Source organism: Paenibacillus sp. DMB5 (assembly GCF_001517085.1).
Taxonomy (GTDB): Bacteria; Bacillota; Bacilli; order Paenibacillales; family Paenibacillaceae; genus Paenibacillus_AQ.
Genome location: NZ_LRAC01000169.1, coordinates 1 through 16,839, shown reverse-complemented (window position 1 = coordinate 16,839; position 16,839 = coordinate 1). Strand labels below are relative to the sequence as shown.

Below are 16,839 nucleotides of genomic sequence, written 5' to 3'. Positions count from 1 at the left end.
CTGCTGCGCGGGCGGATCAGCGGGCCGTCTCCGACGGCCGCCGCCCGCGGGCTGTTCTACCGCGACGCCTGGCGCCTCGCGGGGGAAGCCCCCTGGCTGGGCCAGGGGGGCGAGACCTGGCGCAGCGCGTACCTCGCTGTCCAGTCCCGCCCCTATGTGGGCAGCCAGGTCCACAGCGGATACCTCGATATTCTGCTGAATCTCGGTATCGCCGGAAGTGCCGCTGTGCTGCTCATGCTGCTGGCAGCAGGAATACTGGCGGGCAGGAACGCCCCCGGGCTGCTGCCCCCGCTGCTCGTAATCCTCCTGCACGGCGCAGTGGATTTCAGCTGGAGCTACGGTCTCTTCTGGCTGCTGCTGTTCTTGCTGACAGCAAGAGCGCTTGCCGAATCGCCCCAGCGCAGGCTGACCAGCCCCCGAAGGGACACCAGCATGAATCGCCGTGCTTCGGCACAGCAGACAGGAGTGCGGGTATTGCTGATAGCAGTGGTCTGCTTTTGTCTGATACTGAGCGGCCTTTCCTTCAAGCTGTGGAAGGGGGAAAGCTTATTCAGCCAGGCTGCCCGTTCTGCAGAACCTTCAGTACAGAGTGAGCTGCTTCAGGAAGCGCTGCATCACAATCCGTACGATCCCCGTATAGCTGTAAATTTTGCGGGATTTCTTCCGGAGGAAGAGAGGGAGGAGCTGCTGCTCCACAGTCTTGGGTACTCCCCGAAAGATGCCGGTCTGCACTGGCTGCTGGCAGAAGCCTGCCTGAAAGGCAATGAGCCGGGGACCGCGTTGTACTGGGTGAGAAGAAGCATTGATTTGGACAGGTTTAACGCCTTCAAGTGGAGGAGGGCAGCAGAAGGCATGCTGCAGATGGGCCGCCGTTCTTTGGCAAAAGGGGATCTGCAGCGTGCCGCAGCCAGTGCGGTTGCCGGACAGGAGCTGGTGAGGGGATACCGGCTGCTTGCATTCCAGGAGCACAATAAAGGGAAGGAGCACAATGACCGCAGCTTTGAATTCTCAGGGGGAACTGAAGAGGTGGACGTAGAGCTGAATCAGCTGATTGCAGCTGCTTACAATGTGCAGAGCTTGCAGACAACTGGCCACAATCCTACAAAACCTCTGCGTATCAAGTAGGAGAGAGGAATCCTCAGCCTCAAATAGCAGAGGTTGTACAACTGTTCACTCTACATGATGATCCTCAACGCCTTCCCTAATAGGCCCATATGCACCGTTTGGTCTTCATTTTGATTAGGCAGCTTGAGAGGGTACACCGAGAAATATTAGAATTAAGTGCCGATTTTCCAACTAAATTGGTTAATGCCTTAATTTTACCGGATATGGGGCACCCAATGCTGCACTTACCGAAATCAACGTTGAAAATCACCCGATTTCCTCCTAAGCGCTCGCCCTAAAGTTACGTTCGTACAAACTCCTGCCCACACAAGCACCGCCTATTCAGGCTTCTGCCCGAATAGGCTTTACTTCTACAAGCGCCTTTCCCTAAGGGTTTAGGCCGGCCCGTACCCTCTCTACGCCTTCATCCGCTGCGAAATGAGCCACGAGTAAACATAGGGAACAAGGACGGCAATCAGCAGGGAGGTGATAATCAGGCTGATAGACGCAGTCTTGGGCAGAAAGGCGGCGAGCAACAGCAATATCCCGCCGGCTACCCACATGTATCCTGAGAAGCGGTGGGTTTTCCGCCAGACCTCGGGGCTTGCAAGCGTCCACGGTGTTTTGATGCCGGTGAAATAGTTGTCTTTAATCTGCGGCATGTAGTTGCCCAATGCGATAAATAGTACTCCCACAGCTGCAATTGCAAGCTTGCCTGCCGCAAAATCCGGATTCAGGCCTTTGGCTACAGAAAGCACCAGCATGGCATCCATCAGAACGGCAATGGCCAGTCGGATCATTTTGTAAGCTCCGGTAAATTTGCTGTAGTTGTCCTTCTTGGGGTCAATCCGGCGGATAAACTGCATGGCAAGCGGAAGCACGAGGCCCAGGACGATACCTTGGATAATAATCGAGCTTTTCGGCCAATAGGTATTCACTTCCCCGGTAATGCTGAACTGGGCGGGCAGCTGCTCCGGCAGCTTGCTGTAATTGACCAGTGCGTATCCGAGCGCCAGCACACCCAGTATAACAATCAGCGTGTCCTGCCATTTCCACTTAAAATCCTTCATCACGATTCCTCCTTGTCAGATTGGAGCTTCCCGCGGGGGAGATCCCCCGCTGCAGGCGGCTCAGTTTCACTGTTCTTCCCGGCTCCCGTCAGTTCCAGAAACCATCCCAGGACCTCCTCAAGCACAGTCGTATCGAGTGAATACACGATAAACTGCCCCTTGCGCTCATCCTGTACCAGTCCGGCATGCTTCAGGGCGCTAAGGTGATGTGAGATACTCGGTTTGGTCATCTGAAAATACTCGGCAATCTCTCCGGCAGTCCGGTCCTTCTCACGCAGCAGCCGGATGATCTGTCTCCGGGTTGGATCGGCCAGCGCCTTAAAAGATTCATTCATGTTCTGTCCGACCTTTCGATATTTAAATAATTGTCTAAATATATAATTGCGTGTATTCCTGTTTTTGTCAATGGCAGATTTGCCTTTACAGGCTCCAACTAGAAGTTGTAACTCCGCATATGCTAGAATAAGCTAGGAGAAGGCTGGTACATAGCAGAGAAATGCCCGGATTTCCGGACGTTTACATTCTGTATCCAAAAGGGAGGAGGGCTGCAGTTGCATTATATATCTGAAATGATCTCACATCTGTTCGAATGGATTCAGGGTCTTGGTTACTTCGGAATTATGATCGGACTGATGATTGAGGTCATTCCGAGTGAAATCGTACTCGCGTTCGGCGGCTATCTGGTTTCACAGGGCGACATTAATTTCTTCGGGGCCATTATATTTGGAACAGTCGGAGGAGTCATAGCCCAGATTTTTGTCTACTGGATCGGCCGTTATGGCGGAAGACCAGTGCTGGAGAAATACGGGAAGTACATTTTTATTAACAAAAAGCACATCGACCATTCAGAGGAATGGTTCAAAAAGTACGGTACAGGAGTTATTTTTACGGCGAGATTCATTCCGGTTGTCCGTCATGCGATCTCAGTGCCTGCCGGCATCTCACGTATGCCGCTGGGGAAATTTACACTGCTGACCACACTGGCAGTAATTCCTTGGAGTGCCCTGTTTGTCTATCTGGGATACACCCTGGGCGATAGATGGGAGACGATTGACGAGGTTGCCGGCAAATATACCCATGAGCTTATCCTGGTCGCTATCGCTATTATCGTTATTTACTTTCTGTTCAAATGGTATAACTCCAAAAAGAAAGGTAGTGCAGCATGAAGCAGAATGTAGCCCATAAATTCGGCCAAGGCCTGACCCCGCGCCAGTTCGTGGAGAGCATGACCAAAAATCAGCAGGCCTTTGAATCCTGGTATGAGAAGTTTGCCTGGGAGAATGCGGACGACCGTGAATTTTTTGAAAGCCTGAACCACCGCGATGATCTGCGCGTGCTGATTCTGGCTGCCGACTGGTGCGGCGATGTTGTACGCAATGTGCCGGTTGTTTTCCGGATTCTGGAGACCGCAGGCATCAAAACCGAAGTGCTGATTCTGGAAGAAAATCAGGATCTGATGGACGACTTCCTGACGATGGGCGGAAGATCGGTGCCTGTGGTTATCTTTGCCGATACCGGCGGTTATGTGCTGGGCCATTGGGGACCGCGTCCGGAGCATGTGCAGTCGCTGATGCGGGCTTTCAAACAGGAGAATCCGGACCGGGAAGCCGCCGATTATGACAGCAAAATTGCTGAAGTACGCAAGGCAATGGGGCAAGCCTACGGGGAAGGTACGGAATCGCACGCAGTCATTGCCAAAGAACTGCGCAGCCTGATTTCCGGTTTCTGATCCTATGCTGAATATACGTTCCTATAATCTGGGTCCGCTCCAGACCAATGCTTATCTTCTGACCGGAGCTGACCCGCAGCGTGGAGTGATCATCGACCCCGGTATGAATCCTGCTGCACTTGTACGCGCCATAGAGAATATGGAGATTGAAGCCATCCTGCTGACACATGCCCATTTTGACCATATCGGCGGCGTGGATGAAATCCGCAAAGCCAAAAAATGTCCGGTATATGTTCATGCCCTGGAAAGCGAGTGGCTGGTCAGCCCCAAGCTGAACGGTTCACTAATGTGGCCGGAGGCTTCACCTCCGATCAGTACAGAGCCGGCGGAATATGATCTGGCCGAGGGTCAGATTCTGAAGCTGCTAGGGCTTACCTTCAAGGTTTTTCATACCCCGGGCCATTCGCCGGGCAGCGTCAGCTTCCTGTGCGGGAATGATCTTTTTTCCGGAGATGTCCTGTTTAAGCTTGGTGTGGGACGCACGGATCTGCCGGGGGGCCGGGAGCGTGATCTGGTTGATTCGCTGCGCGGCAAGCTGTACCGTCTGGACGAAGAAGTGAAGGTATACCCCGGACACGGCCCGCGGACGACCATCGGCTTCGAGCGCCGGAACAATCCTTATGTACCTATGCAGTGAGGTTATTCCTTCCTAAGCGACAAAAAGCGAGAAAATAGAGATGGACAGAAGGATACAAAGTTGCTACAATAACGTTAATTAAATGTAACATTTACCTCGCGAAGCACGCAGACTGCGGAATTAATCCCGGTTTGCGTTCTTTTTTTGTCTGTGTATACGGGTTTTATTTGTATGGGAGGAAGTTAATTGAAGAACGATATCATTGACTTATATGATTGCTCCGACTTAAGCGAAGCCGATTTAAAGGCTGAAAGCATAGAGGGAAAGGCGTTGTACCATTCAAAGGCGAAGAAGACTGAGGCGCTCAGAGAGGCACCGAGCCATTTATGTTTTTGGCGGTTTCCTGACGGCCGGGGGCGCTATCAGTCCTGGCGGCGCAGATTATGGGAGCTGCAAAATAACCGGGACCGTGAATGAACGATCCGGCAATCCTGTACGTATTACAGTTGGCCATAAATAAAGGAGGAGCGAAAGAAGCTGATGAGCGAAGGGACGCTGGAGTTAATCAGGCAGGCTCAGCAGGGTGATCTTTCGGCGCTGGCCGGGCTTCTGCGGGAGCACTACAACTTCCTGTTCAAATATTTAATCAAAGCTACCATGGATCCTTCCCTGGCGGAGGAGCTGGCACAGGACACCGTGGTGCGCGCCATGGAGAAGATCGGCAGCTATAACGGCACATCCGCATTCTCCTCATGGCTGATCACGATTGCAACCCGGCTATACATTGACCGCAAACGGCGCTGGAAAAGGGAAGCAGATTGGCTGCGCCAGGAACGGGGAACAGCGGCCATCCGCTGGCGGTTCGAGAGCCGCAATATGGAGTGGAGCGAAGTGCTTGATGCACTGTCTCGGCTGCCGCTGCCTCAGCGTATTGCCGTATTGCTGAAGCATTATTACGGCTACAGCTATGAAGAAATCGGCAGCATTATGGAAGTTCCGCCGGGAACCGTTAAATCGCGTGTGTCTGCAGGGTTGCAGCAGCTGAGAAAGGAGCTGAAAGAGGATGAATAATGATACAGGGGACAAGAAGCTGTTAAACAAGCTGTCTGCTGAGCTGGACCGGCTGGATGCGCAGTATGATGACATCCCGGCACCGTCCTTGCCGGCAATGCAGCAGTTTTTGGCCGCAGAAGCTATCCGCAGACGGCGTCAGAGCCGCCGGGAGCTGCTGCTGTTTTGGCTGGCAGCACTATTCCTCCTTAGCATTGTTCTGGCCGTTCTGGGATTTGCGCCTGCAGTTTACTGGATTCTTCAAGCGGTAATTCCGCTTGCTGCACTCGGCGGTCTGGCGGCCGTTAGGATCAGGCGGCGACTGGAGGAAAGAGATCAATGAAGGAGCTGCATGATGTACCTTATTGGCTGTGGGCTGTTATTGCAGCCATACTGCTGGTCCAGGGAACATGGATGTTCCGTGATGCCCGCAGGCGTGATAAAGGCAGGGCTGCCTGGTTCTGGGGATTATGGGGGATGACCGGATCTCCAACTCCGCTGGTCGTTTACCTGCTGGTCATTGTGCTGCCGCAGCGGCGCAAGCAGGGACGCTAACGCTGAACCTGTGCTATAAATGCTGTTTTTCAGAAAATTTTTGTGAACTTTCATTTAACACTCCTGCAGCTGCTGGACAGCTCTAGCTTTTTCTAGTAGACTGTTGAAACAAGTAGAACCATGATAGATTTTGGAGCAGGAGGTAAGGCGATGCTGCGGTTGGGAGAGAAAATTGTCATTGTTGCTGACGCGTTTGAACAGAGTCTTCCTATCGGAGACTACGGCTACCTGATTGCTTATGACCGCAATCCGGACAATGCGTTCGATTATGTCATCCGTGTCCCTCAGGCTAACAGGAATTTTTATGTTACTGCGGAGGATATTGAGGCAGAAGAGCAGCTGCTGGAGGCGGAAGCCGAAAGAGCGACCCATGAAGCGCTTATCGACTACGCTTTGTCAACACATAACGAGAAGCTGTTTCATCATCTGATGAACGGCGATGATGCGGAAGTCCCGGAGGCGGAAGCAGCACCTAAAGAGAGCATGTCCCAGGCGGAATTCATCAAACAGGTGAATCTCCGGGCCTGGATTTAAGGAAGGCCGGCGCAAGCCGGTCTTTTTGTTATGCGGATAAGGGCGGAAGGACAAGTACATTGAATTGTCCAGGCTTCTACAATATAATTAAAAACGTTATCCGGGCGCTTTAGCCCTTTAAACAGGAGGGATATTGGGTATGAGCATTACTGTCAAAGATGTGCAGCATGTGGCCAAGCTGGCCAGACTGCAATTAAGCCCGGAAGAAGAGGCTGTTTTTACTGAACAAATGAATGCTATCTTACAATATGCTGAGAAATTGAATGAGCTGGATACAGAAAATGTTAAGCCTACTACACATGTGCTGCAGGTCAGCAATGTGATGCGCGATGATGTGGTGAAGGAGAGCCTGTCCCAGGAAGAAGCCCTGCTTAATGCGCCTGAGGATGAAGAAGGTCACTTCAAGGTTCCGGCTGTACTGGAATAACTATACCGAAAGGAGGAAGAATGTTGAGCCTGTTTCAATATCGATTGCCTGAATTACATAACATGCTGCACAGCAAAGACATTTCCGTCAGCGAACTGACGGAACAATCGCTGGCTGCAATCGCTGAGCGTGACAGCAAGGTGCATGCATTTTTAACACTGAATGAAGAGGGGGCCCGCCAGTCGGCGCGGATGCTGGATGACAAGCTGGCCTCCGGAGCGGCCCGCGGCCTGCTGTTCGGCCTACCTGCAGGAGTTAAGGATAATATTGTAACCAAGGGGCTTCGCACTACCTGTGCCAGTAAGTTCCTGGACAATTTTCAGCCAATTTATGATGCAACCGTCGTCTCCAAGCTGCGTCAGGCCGATGCGGTAACTATCGGCAAATTGAACATGGACGAGTTCGCCATGGGCGGCTCCAATGAGAATTCTGCTTACGGCGCCGTGCGCAATCCGTGGAATCTCGAGCATGTTCCAGGCGGTTCAAGCGGCGGATCGGCAGCGGCTGTAGCTGCCGGTGAAGTATTATTCGCCTTGGGTTCCGATACAGGCGGATCCATCCGTCAGCCGGCTTCCTATTGCGGAGTGGTCGGCCTGAAGCCAACCTACGGCTTGGTGTCCCGCTACGGTCTGGTAGCTTTCGCCTCCTCGCTGGATCAGATTGGCCCGGTTACCCGCAATGTTGAGGATTCCGCTTATGTCCTGCAGGCCATTGCAGGCTATGATGCCCAGGACTCGACCTCGGCCAAGGTGGATATTCCCGATTATCTCAGCGCTTTAACCGGCGACATCTCCGGACTGCGCATTGCCGTGCCGAAGGAGTATATTGGCGAAGGCGTGGATGCATCCGTGCGTGAGCAGGTCATGTCTGCACTGAAGGTGCTTGAAGGTCTTGGCGCGGTATGGGAAGAGGTTTCCCTGCCGCATACCGAATATGCGGTAGCGGCGTACTACCTGCTTGCTTCATCGGAGGCTTCCTCCAACCTGGCCCGTTTTGACGGTGTCCGTTATGGTGTCCGCGTCGATGACGGCGGCGGCCTGCTGGATCTGTATCTTAACTCCCGCAGCCGCGGTTTCGGCCCTGAGGTGAAGCGCCGGATTATGCTCGGCACCTATGCCCTGAGCTCCGGTTATTATGATGCTTATTATCTGAAGGCGCAGAAGGTGCGCACCCTGATTAAGCAGGACTTCGATGAAGTCTTCAAGAAATACGATGTAGTCATCGGGCCTACAGCGCCGACGACGGCCTTTAAGCTTGGCTCGCAGACGGAAAACCCGCTGACGATGTATTTGAACGATATACTGACCATTCCGGTCAATCTTGCCGGCATACCTGCGGTCAGCATTCCTTGCGGCTTTGCCGAAGGACTGCCGGTCGGACTGCAGATTATCGGGAAGGAATTTGACGAGAGCACCGTGCTGCGCGTAGCGCATGCCTTTGAACAGAATACAGATTACCACAAAGAGCGGCCACAGCTGTAAGTCCCGCCGGATAAGACTGTGTACGAGTACAGGCTCACAAAACTTTTAAGGGATGAGATCATTTATGTCTAAATACGAAACGGTCATCGGGCTGGAAGTTCATGTGGAGCTTCATACCAAGTCCAAAATTTTCTGCGGCTGCTCGACGGAATTCGGAGCTCCGCCCAATACCCATACCTGTCCGGTCTGCCTCGGGCATCCCGGCGTGCTGCCGGTTCTGAACCGCCAGGCGGTGGAATATGCAATGAAAGCGGCAATGGCGCTGAACTGTACGATCGGTGATGTCAGCAAGTTCGACCGCAAGAACTACTTTTACCCTGATTCGCCAAAAGCCTACCAGATCTCACAGTATGATCAGCCAATCGGCTTAAACGGCTGGATCGACATCGAGGTGAATGGCGAAACGAAACGCATCGGCATTACCCGTCTTCATCTGGAGGAAGATGCGGGCAAGCTGACCCACGTTGATGGCGGCTTTGCCTCGCTGGTTGACTTCAACCGTGTAGGTACACCGCTGATCGAGATTGTCTCCGAGCCCGATCTGCGCTCGCCTGAAGAGGCCCGCGCTTATCTGGAGAAGATCCGCGCGATTATGCAGTACTGCGATGTCTCCGACGTTAAGATGGAGGAAGGCTCGATGCGCTGTGATGCCAACATCAGCCTGCGCCCTGTGGGGCAGGAGGAATTCGGTATCCGCGCCGAGCTGAAGAACATGAACTCCTTCCGCGGCGTACTGCGCGGTCTGGAATATGAACAATTCCGCCAAGGCGAGATCCTGGATGACGGCGGAGTGGTAGTGCAGGAAACACGCCGCTGGGATGAGGCCCAGGGCAAAACCCTGTCCATGCGCGGCAAGGAGGAAGCCCACGATTACCGTTATTTCCCGGATCCGGATCTGATCGTCCTGCATATCGACGATGCCTGGAAGGAATCCATCCGTTCGACTATTCCGGAACTGCCGGATGCCCGGCAGGCCCGATACAGCGAAGAGTATGGACTGCCTGCTTATGATGCAGGCGTGCTGACTTCCTCCAAACCGCTGGCTGATTTCTTTGAAGGCAGCCTGGCCTATACCAAGGATGCCAAAGCCGTGGCCAACTGGATGATGGGTGATCTGCTCGGGTATCTGAATAGCAACAGCCTTGAACTATCCCAGGTCAAGATTACCCCGCAGGGACTGGGCGAAATGATCGGTCTGATCGCGGGCGGGACCATCAGCAGCAAGATTGCCAAAACCGTATTCAAGGAAATGCTGGAAAGCGGCAAGCTGCCTGCAGTGATTGTAGAAGAAAAGGGACTTGTGCAGATTAGTGACGAAGGCGCGATCAAGCAAATTGTCGAAGCGGTCGTAGCGGCTAACCCGCAGTCTGTAGAGGACTACAAGGCGGGCAAGCAGAAAGCAATCGGCTTCCTCGTGGGGCAAGTCATGAAAGAAAGTAAAGGCAAAGCCAATCCGGGTCTTGTAAACACACTTCTGGCTGAAGTATTGAACGGCTAGAACCGGTTTTGGGTAATTTATTATAGGATCTTCAGCTCAGGGCTTGTCGGCAAACGGCAGGCCCTGAGCGGCATATAAGGGGAATGTGCGGATGAATACAATAATCAGGCTGGATCTGCAGGATGATTACACCCTAAGCGAGCTCTGGAGTCTTCAGCATAAAGCCTACCGGCTGGAGGCCGAGATGATCGGTTTTCATGAAATCCCTCCGCTGATGGAGACGAGAGAAATGCTGGCGGCGGTTAAAGAGGCGTTCTACGGCTGCTTTGATGAAAGCGGAGAACTGTTGGGTGCCGTTGCTGTTCTCGAGGAAACACCCGGCAATCTGACGGTTACCCGGATGATGGTGAATCCGGAGCATTTCCGCCAAGGCATAGCCGGCAGTTTGCTGGAGTTTATTTTTGGGCTTTATTCCGGGATAGAGCAGTTTATAGTATCTACAGGGAAGCTGAATCATCCTGCCGTTACACTGTATACGAAGCATGGATTCGTTCCTGCGAATGTAGAGGAAGTGGCTCCGGGAGTGGAGCTGATTGAGTTTTACCGGGGTGGGCGGCTTTGAGCAGGAAGAACTATACCTTTCGAGAAAGGAAGAGTCCCGATATGAGTTCCGAACAACAGCAGGATGAATCTGTTATGCTGCCCAAGCCGCCTGTAATACCGCCGCGCCAGAAAAAACGCCCCCGGAAGCGTAAATTTATAGCAGGGCTGTTCGCAGCCGTCATTCCGGGTGCCGGACACCTTTATTTGGGGCTTCTCCGCAAGGGGATTTCTTTCCTGTTCATTATTTTGCTGGATATCGCGGCGATGCTGTATTTCTCCTCAATCGGCATGCAGATCAACGTACCGCTGCTCATTTTACTGGCACTGCTGATTCCGGCCGTTTATTTCTACAATGTGTTTGATGTTCTGCAGTCTGCGGACCGTATACTGCGGCTGCCGGAGGAATCCGAGCCTGAATTGCCGATAACAGCGGCAAAGACAGCCAGATCCTGGATCAGCGAGCCGGGGATTTCCTTTGGACTGATGCTGCTTATCGGCGGGGCGCTTATGTTCCTTTTTCGTCAAAAACCCCCTTGGCTGCAGCAATTCATTGAGACCTATGCCGGAGCTGCGGTTGCAGGTGTGCTGCTTCTCTGTGCGCTGTGGCTGGGAGTACGCGAAATTGCTAAAAGCATCCTGATCCGAAGAAGCGATGAACGCCGTCCCCGCCGGGTAGGCCGGTATACTGCGGCTGTGGTGCTGGCAGGTGTGGGTACTTTTCTGCTGCTGGACTGGCTTAACGGTACCGAGACTATGCTGCTGCTGCTCAAGTGGTGGCCGTTGATTCCCGTGCTGTGGGGCGTGGAGTATTTGCTGATTACCTTGTTTACACGCCGTAGAGGCACAACAGCGAAAGCCCCAAGGCCCCGAATGGATCTGCGCGGAATTTTGTCAGCATTGATACTGGGTGCCAGCGTATTTATCGTGGCCGAACAGGAGCATTATCTGCACCTCTGGAACAAGGTCAGTATGAACCTGACTGTAGCAGCAGTAGATTATGGGGAAGCCGCAGGCAACCGGTATGAGAAAGCGCCGCTGGTTGTACCGGTTGAGCTTAACACCTCCAAGATTACAGTTGACGGCATTAACGGGGATATCCTGATCCACCGCGCCGCTGTAGAGGACGTTGAGATTACAGCTACTGTGTGGGTTGATGAACTGGAAGGTGCACAGGCTGAGGCGGTCTCCGAGCAATCTTTTGTACAAGTAGAGGAAGGGCCGACGATCAAAATCACTCCCCAATATCAGACTTACGGCGATTCCGGCAAACGCCAGCCGCGTATAGATCTGGATATCTCGCTCCCTGAAGACCGGCGGTTCAATCTGGATGTCCGGACAATGAACGGCGGCATTACGTTACAGAACGTAGAGGCCATTGAGGATATTGCCCTGGAGACGGGGAATGGTGAGCTGATTCTGCACCGTATTTTCGGGAATATAAAGGGGAAAACGCTGAACGGCGCAGTCCGTGCACGTACCGTTCAAGGAAGCGTTGAGCTTTCAACAGGAGGCGGAAGCATGGATGCCTGGGATATCACCGGTCCGCTGAAGCTCTCCACAGTTGTCGGCAATATTTCCGCCACAGGCAGCGGAGATGAAGTGAATCTGTCCAGTAAAAACGGTAATCTCGAAGTTGACGGTGCAAGGGCAAAGCTGCATGCAGAATCATTGAACGGCACAATCAATATTCGCTCAGAGGTGCTTGGCGGTGACTGGGAGGTATACAGCGCGGTAGGAGACATCAATCTTTATCTGCCTGCTGCAGCCGATTATACATTGAACGGGTCGAGCGGTTACGGGAATATCAGCTCGGACATTGCCGGACTGGTCATAGACAAAAAAACCGTCTCCGGCGAAGTGGGCACTGGCGAATTCAAGCTGAATGTGGAAGGGAACAGCAGTTTAAATGTGAAGGAATATTGAAAAAAGTAATTTTTATTATATAATAATGAATATAATGTACTTGGCACGTTGACAACATTCAAAGCAGGGTTTTACAATTGCAGTATAGTTTTGGATTTACATTATTGTTTTAATTTTAAAGGCGGTGGAATTGATGGGTAGTGGCGTACAGCATGCATTGGAACAATTGAAGACTACCGGTGTCCGTATTACACCCCAGCGTCATGCAATTTTGACGTATCTGATGGAAGCGTTGAATCATCCTACGGCAGACGATATTTATCGTGCGCTGGAGCCGCAGTTTCCAAGCATGAGCGTGGCGACAGTATACAACAATCTGAAGATGTTTATGGAAGCCGGAATGGTGCGTGAATTGACCTACGGTGATAATTCGAGCCGCTTTGATGCCAATGTATCCGATCATTATCATGTCATCTGCCAGGAATGCGGTAAAATTGAGGATTTCAGCTATCCTTCGCTTCATGAGGTTGAGCACGCGGCCGAGCTGGCAACGGGCTTCAAGGTTCACGGACTGCGGATGGAGATGTATGGAGTCTGCCAATGCTGCAGTGAGAAGAAGCATTAACCGTATAGTTGCTTATAGTCAGGAAACGATCTTATAACGTGTGGTATCCGTTAACGGCTGCCACGCGTTTTTTGTTTAGCTGGAAACATTAGGGCCATATAATGCCGGTTCTTCCAGCAGATTTGCGAAACCAAAGCGTCAAATATAGCGTATACTTAAAATTGGTTACTGCACTTAAAATCTATTGATAGTTTTGGAGGATATATTTTGGAGAGCAGACAGAGACAAGGACGCACTAAAAAGCGTGGAAGCCGTCTTCGCCGTTTTATTGGACTTGTTATAATTGCCGCAGCCGCTTACTGGGTCGCTTTTTATGTATTGCCTAACCGGCAGCATACCGATCCCGACTGGAAAGGACTGCAGCAGCCGATTTTTGTTAAGGGGCAGCTAACCGGCTACTCAGCCAGCGGCACGGGCGACGGCCTGCTTTTACCGCTTCCGTTATTGCAGGAGTATGTTGATCCGGCCATCCGTTATGAAGAAGCTACCAAGTCAGTTATCCTGTCAACGGATAATGATTTGCTATATATGCAGGAGGATTCAACTTCAGCAAGCCTCAATAACGAGCCTGTTCAGCTCAGACTTGCTCCCGAGGAACAGGATGGGGTAACCTATCTTCCGGCAGACTCCCTTGAGGAGCTGTATGGTCTGGAGGTAGAGGAGGACAGCAGTACAGGTGCTGTACTGCTGATGACTGCCGGAGAGAGTGTGCCAATCGGCACAGTCAAAGGGAAAGCGGGTGACCGCACCAAGGTGCTGCGGAGTGAGGCGACTATTCATGCGCCTATCGTAGCGGACATGCCTCCAGGGACAGTTGTGCGGATCTGGAATAGGGATGATGAAGATGAGGAATGGCTGTATGTGCAGATGAGCAGCGGTTATGCAGGTTATATTAAAGCTGAAGACATTACCGCAGACGGTGAAAAGACCGTTGAGCAGCAGGAGTACGAGCCAACGCGTGCAGAACGCAGCTGGAAAGGAAAGGCTGTGAACCTGTTCTGGGAAGCCGTATATGAGCGTAAGCCTAATCCGGCAAATTTCGGTGAGCTCCCGGGGATTAATGTGGTCAGCCCGACCTGGTTCAGTATTATAGATGTTAACGGAAATGTGCGGAGCAAAGCGGACAAGGCCTATGTAGAGTGGGCCCACAAGCAGGATATGGAGGTTTGGGCTCTGCTTAGCAACAGCTTTGATGCCGACCTTACTACTGAGGCGTTATCAAGCTATGAGAGACGGATGACGACGATTGTGCAGATGCTTGAGTATGCAGACTTATATGATCTTGATGGTATTAATATTGATTTTGAGAATGTGTATACCAAGGACGGAGGCAATGTTACGCAGTTTATGCGGGAGCTGAAGCCGATGGCCCAGGCCAAGAATCTGATTGTTTCGATTGATGTTACCCCCAAGTCCAATAGTGAAATGTGGTCCTTATTCCTGGACCGGAAGGCTCTTGGCGCAGCAGCGGACTTTTTGATTGTGATGGCTTATGACGAGCATTGGGCGTCCAGTCCCAAAGCGGGCTCCGTGGCATCCTTGCCGTGGGTCGAGAATTCGATCAGCCGGATTATAGAGGAAGATGATGTACCGGCCGAGAAGCTGATTCTCGGGGTGCCTTTATACACACGTATCTGGACCGAGACAACGGAGAATGGAGAGACAAAAGTCAGCTCCAAGGCTGTCGGAATGAAAACAGTCCAGGAGCTGTTGGCAGAAAAGAAGCTGACGCCTTCATTCGATAACAAGGCGGGACAACATTATGTTGAGTACAAAGAGGATGGAAGTCTTCATAGAATCTGGATTGAAGACAAGGTTTCCCTGAAAGCAAGAGTAGAGCTCGCGAAGTCGTTCGGGCTGGGCGGAATTGCTTCCTGGACGAGAAGCTTCGGAACGCTTGAGGCTTGGGAAGCATTGCAGGAAATAAGCAACTAGCTGATTTGTAATGTATCAAAAATAAGGTACTCCCTTCAGGGAGTACCTTATTTTTGTATTTCAAGTGTACTTTCAGTGATTTTTCAGTAGAAGAGAAGATAATGAGAAGATGGCTATGCATAAGGCTTGTTAAGAATGGCTGGACTGTTGACTCTCAAGCTGCTCAGCTGTAATGGTTGCCTGGGCGGGATCACGGGTGAGCAGGGTATGACAGAACATGCAACGGTCGGTTTTACCCAGCATTTTGGTCAGTTTGTGGCATTCGGGACATTCCAGCTGAACAGCGCTTGTAGACAGCATCCCGGCCCAAAAGTAGATGGCCAGACTGGCCATCATCGAGATCAGTCCGATAACAAGACCGATTGCCGCTGCTATCTTGCCGGCTGAACCCCAGAACACGATTCCTGCTGTTCCTGCAATCATCAGGCCCATTCCGAGCATTGTAAGCAGAAGTCCCCAGGTGCGAAAAGCGTTGATTTTAGCCGATTTCATCTTCATGAGTATTTGCTCCTAACTAAAATATAGTTGGGACATCCAGAAGGAACTGACACGAATATGTAGAATATTAATATGTATGAGAATTATAACTGACGTGACGCGAAATCGCCAAATTTGATGGAGGGAAGCATGGAACTATCCAATTTGACCCTATTGAGTGGAGAAACGTTTGATGAAAGTGTCTTGGGTGCTGTAGTACTGAGGCAAAAAGGGAACGCCCCGTTTCAGAGCGCGCTGCTCCACGATTTTGATATGGTGGTGCTGATGCTGCACGCGGAGCAGGAGAAGGAGCGGGTACTGACCCATACCATTGCAGGTGAGAGACGGACACAGACGGTTCATGTCGGTATGCCTGCACTGGAAAGAGCCGTACTGGCCGGTGACAACAATGAATTATTAACGAGTCTTATAGCCGGCGAGGTGATTTGGGATCCCGAGGGAATCCTCGGAGAGATGCGGCGTGACATTCTCCGGTTCCAGGGGCCGCTCAAGGAACGGGTATTGTTTATGGAATTTGCCCGCTTCCTGCATATGTATGTGAAGTCCAAGCGTTATATAGAAGCCCGCTGTACAATGGATGCATATAATTGTGTACTTATGGCCTTGTATCATTGGGCCCGCATTGAAGTAAGTGAGGCAGGGTACTTCCCGAATCCTGCAGTGTGGGAGCAAGTGAAAAGCCTTAACACTCCGGTTCATAAGCTTTATGAAGAACTTACAGTAAGCACAGAAACACTTGAACAAAGAATCGAGCTTATTCTGCTTGCCTGTGAATTTGCCCTGATGTCCAAGATGTCCGACTGTTGCAGTCTGCTGCTGGACATTCTCGGGAGCCGCAAAGAATCCTGGAGTATCAAGGAGCTGTTACAGCATTCCGGCCTCAGTCCGCTTGGTGCAGAACTGCCGCTGGTGCTTCGCAAGCTGGTGTCACGTTCACAGATAAGAGAAATTACAGCTTGGGCTGATGATGCTTCCGAAGGGCATGCAGTCCGCTATACATTATAAATACAGCTGAATAGGTTAAGCTAAGGAGAGGAAGCGTACTCTCTTTTTTTGTTTGTTTTTGATTATAAATAATTCCCGAACAAGCTAAAAACAAAGCGGAATATTAAGGGTTGACTCCAGTGTTGAATATGTGATAAATTATAACTCGTCCCTCCGACACACCAAGATGCTGAAAGGCAGATGGTGATCAACGGAAAAAAGAAATCAAAAAAGATGTTGACAAAAACGAGGGCAACATGATATATTATAAAGGTCGCTGCTGACGAGAACATCGGTGGTAACAACGAGCTTGATCTTTGAAAACTGAACAACGAGTGAGTATCGGAAATCACTTCGGTGAGATCT

General features: G+C 51.5%; 20 protein-coding genes. 17 read left to right on the top strand and 3 right to left on the bottom strand.

Annotated features, from left to right (window positions below):
• A partial coding sequence (locus AWJ19_RS31910; protein WP_198536683.1) for an O-antigen ligase family protein occupies positions 1-1,125 on the top strand: 1,125 nt, incomplete at its 5' end.
• A 395-nt stretch (positions 1,126-1,520) separates the two neighbouring features.
• On the opposite strand, the gene AWJ19_RS31905 is transcribed toward AWJ19_RS31910, so the two are convergent.
• The gene (locus tag AWJ19_RS31905; protein ID WP_068729651.1) at positions 1,521-2,174 is read right to left on the bottom strand and encodes an SdpI family protein; all 654 of its coding nucleotides are present in this window, start codon (positions 2,172-2,174) and stop codon (positions 1,521-1,523) included.
• Complete coding sequence (locus AWJ19_RS31900; RefSeq protein WP_068729650.1) at positions 2,174-2,509, bottom strand: autorepressor SdpR family transcription factor; 336 nt, start codon at positions 2,507-2,509, stop codon at positions 2,174-2,176. Before AWJ19_RS31900 ends, AWJ19_RS31905 begins: the two co-directional genes overlap by 1 nt.
• 216 nt (positions 2,510-2,725) lie before the next feature.
• Here AWJ19_RS31900 and AWJ19_RS31895 point away from each other — a divergent pair, with 216 nt between their 5' ends.
• The 15 genes from AWJ19_RS31895 (at position 2,726) to AWJ19_RS31825 (ending at position 14,991) form a co-directional block, all read left to right on the top strand.
• The gene (locus tag AWJ19_RS31895; protein ID WP_068729648.1) at positions 2,726-3,340 is read left to right on the top strand and encodes a DedA family protein; all 615 of its coding nucleotides are present in this window, start codon (positions 2,726-2,728) and stop codon (positions 3,338-3,340) included.
• Positions 3,337-3,903, top strand: a complete 567-nt coding sequence (locus AWJ19_RS31890) for a thioredoxin family protein (RefSeq protein WP_068729645.1) — start codon at positions 3,337-3,339, stop codon at positions 3,901-3,903. Before AWJ19_RS31895 ends, AWJ19_RS31890 begins: the two co-directional genes overlap by 4 nt.
• A 4-nt stretch (positions 3,904-3,907) precedes the next feature.
• A complete protein-coding gene (locus AWJ19_RS31885; RefSeq protein ID WP_068729642.1) occupies positions 3,908-4,540 on the top strand; it encodes an MBL fold metallo-hydrolase in 633 nt (210 codons plus the stop codon).
• 186 nt (positions 4,541-4,726) lie between these two features.
• Positions 4,727-4,957 (top strand): hypothetical protein, encoded by a 231-nt coding sequence (locus AWJ19_RS31880; protein ID WP_068729640.1) that lies wholly within the window; start codon positions 4,727-4,729, stop codon positions 4,955-4,957.
• 63 nt (positions 4,958-5,020) lie between these two features.
• Positions 5,021-5,551, top strand: coding sequence for an RNA polymerase sigma factor SigY (sigY, locus tag AWJ19_RS31875; RefSeq protein WP_068729637.1), 531 nt, complete (start codon positions 5,021-5,023; stop codon positions 5,549-5,551).
• Positions 5,544-5,873, top strand: coding sequence for a DUF5345 family protein (locus AWJ19_RS31870; protein WP_068729635.1), 330 nt, complete (start codon positions 5,544-5,546; stop codon positions 5,871-5,873). The genes sigY and AWJ19_RS31870 overlap by 8 nt, the downstream gene beginning before the upstream one ends.
• Positions 5,870-6,085, top strand: a complete 216-nt coding sequence (locus tag AWJ19_RS31865; RefSeq protein ID WP_068729633.1) for a hypothetical protein — start codon at positions 5,870-5,872, stop codon at positions 6,083-6,085. The genes AWJ19_RS31870 and AWJ19_RS31865 overlap by 4 nt, the downstream gene beginning before the upstream one ends.
• 150 nt (positions 6,086-6,235) lie before the next feature.
• A complete protein-coding gene (locus AWJ19_RS31860; protein WP_068729631.1) occupies positions 6,236-6,619 on the top strand; it encodes an ATPase in 384 nt (127 codons plus the stop codon).
• A gap of 139 nt (positions 6,620-6,758) precedes the next feature.
• On the top strand, positions 6,759-7,046 hold the full coding sequence (gatC, locus tag AWJ19_RS31855) for an Asp-tRNA(Asn)/Glu-tRNA(Gln) amidotransferase subunit GatC (RefSeq protein ID WP_068729629.1): 288 nt from the start codon (positions 6,759-6,761) through the stop codon (positions 7,044-7,046).
• 23 nt (positions 7,047-7,069) lie between these two features.
• Positions 7,070-8,527 carry an Asp-tRNA(Asn)/Glu-tRNA(Gln) amidotransferase subunit GatA gene (gene gatA, locus AWJ19_RS31850; RefSeq protein WP_068729627.1) on the top strand — a complete coding sequence of 486 codons (1,458 nt, stop codon included), beginning with the start codon at positions 7,070-7,072 and terminating at the stop codon, positions 8,525-8,527.
• 52 nt (positions 8,528-8,579) lie between these two features.
• Positions 8,580-10,025, top strand: coding sequence for an Asp-tRNA(Asn)/Glu-tRNA(Gln) amidotransferase subunit GatB (gene gatB / locus AWJ19_RS31845; protein WP_068729626.1), 1,446 nt, complete (start codon positions 8,580-8,582; stop codon positions 10,023-10,025).
• A 91-nt stretch (positions 10,026-10,116) separates the two neighbouring features.
• Positions 10,117-10,587 carry a GNAT family N-acetyltransferase gene (locus tag AWJ19_RS31840; protein WP_068729623.1) on the top strand — a complete coding sequence of 157 codons (471 nt, stop codon included), beginning with the start codon at positions 10,117-10,119 and terminating at the stop codon, positions 10,585-10,587.
• A gap of 41 nt (positions 10,588-10,628) precedes the next feature.
• A complete protein-coding gene (locus tag AWJ19_RS31835; protein ID WP_241781965.1) occupies positions 10,629-12,491 on the top strand; it encodes a DUF4097 family beta strand repeat-containing protein in 1,863 nt (620 codons plus the stop codon).
• A gap of 133 nt (positions 12,492-12,624) precedes the next feature.
• On the top strand, positions 12,625-13,056 hold the full coding sequence (perR, locus tag AWJ19_RS31830; RefSeq protein ID WP_068729621.1) for a peroxide-responsive transcriptional repressor PerR: 432 nt from the start codon (positions 12,625-12,627) through the stop codon (positions 13,054-13,056).
• A gap of 207 nt (positions 13,057-13,263) precedes the next feature.
• A complete protein-coding gene (locus tag AWJ19_RS31825) occupies positions 13,264-14,991 on the top strand; it encodes a glycosyl hydrolase family 18 protein (RefSeq protein ID WP_068729620.1) in 1,728 nt (575 codons plus the stop codon).
• A 129-nt stretch (positions 14,992-15,120) separates the two neighbouring features.
• Here AWJ19_RS31825 and AWJ19_RS31820 read toward each other — a convergent pair whose 3' ends face one another.
• Positions 15,121-15,489, bottom strand: coding sequence for a DUF2614 family zinc ribbon-containing protein (locus tag AWJ19_RS31820; protein ID WP_068729617.1), 369 nt, complete (start codon positions 15,487-15,489; stop codon positions 15,121-15,123).
• 129 nt (positions 15,490-15,618) lie between these two features.
• Here AWJ19_RS31820 and AWJ19_RS31815 point away from each other — a divergent pair, with 129 nt between their 5' ends.
• Positions 15,619-16,494, top strand: coding sequence for a nucleotidyltransferase-like protein (locus AWJ19_RS31815; RefSeq protein WP_068729614.1), 876 nt, complete (start codon positions 15,619-15,621; stop codon positions 16,492-16,494).
• Positions 16,495-16,839 lie beyond the last annotated feature (345 nt).

Excerpts from the sequence above, each read along its gene's own strand:
- AWJ19_RS31905 (WP_068729651.1), bottom strand. The coding sequence starts at position 2,174 with ATGAAGGATTTTAAGTGGAAATGGCAGGACACGCTGATTGTTATACTG.
- AWJ19_RS31900 (WP_068729650.1), bottom strand. The coding sequence starts at position 2,509 with ATGAATGAATCTTTTAAGGCGCTGGCCGATCCAACCCGGAGACAGATC.
- AWJ19_RS31890 (WP_068729645.1), top strand. The coding sequence starts at position 3,337 with ATGAAGCAGAATGTAGCCCATAAATTCGGCCAAGGCCTGACCCCGCGC.
- AWJ19_RS31885 (WP_068729642.1), top strand. The coding sequence starts at position 3,908 with ATGCTGAATATACGTTCCTATAATCTGGGTCCGCTCCAGACCAATGCT.
- sigY (WP_068729637.1), top strand. The coding sequence starts at position 5,021 with ATGAGCGAAGGGACGCTGGAGTTAATCAGGCAGGCTCAGCAGGGTGAT.
- AWJ19_RS31870 (WP_068729635.1), top strand. The coding sequence starts at position 5,544 with ATGAATAATGATACAGGGGACAAGAAGCTGTTAAACAAGCTGTCTGCT.
- AWJ19_RS31865 (WP_068729633.1), top strand. The coding sequence starts at position 5,870 with ATGAAGGAGCTGCATGATGTACCTTATTGGCTGTGGGCTGTTATTGCA.
- AWJ19_RS31860 (WP_068729631.1), top strand. The coding sequence starts at position 6,236 with ATGCTGCGGTTGGGAGAGAAAATTGTCATTGTTGCTGACGCGTTTGAA.
- gatC (WP_068729629.1), top strand. The coding sequence starts at position 6,759 with ATGAGCATTACTGTCAAAGATGTGCAGCATGTGGCCAAGCTGGCCAGA.
- gatB (WP_068729626.1), top strand. The coding sequence starts at position 8,580 with ATGAGATCATTTATGTCTAAATACGAAACGGTCATCGGGCTGGAAGTT.
- AWJ19_RS31840 (WP_068729623.1), top strand. The coding sequence starts at position 10,117 with ATGAATACAATAATCAGGCTGGATCTGCAGGATGATTACACCCTAAGC.
- AWJ19_RS31835 (WP_241781965.1), top strand. The coding sequence starts at position 10,629 with ATGAGTTCCGAACAACAGCAGGATGAATCTGTTATGCTGCCCAAGCCG.
- perR (WP_068729621.1), top strand. The coding sequence starts at position 12,625 with ATGGGTAGTGGCGTACAGCATGCATTGGAACAATTGAAGACTACCGGT.
- AWJ19_RS31820 (WP_068729617.1), bottom strand. The coding sequence starts at position 15,489 with ATGAAGATGAAATCGGCTAAAATCAACGCTTTTCGCACCTGGGGACTT.
- AWJ19_RS31815 (WP_068729614.1), top strand. The coding sequence starts at position 15,619 with ATGGAACTATCCAATTTGACCCTATTGAGTGGAGAAACGTTTGATGAA.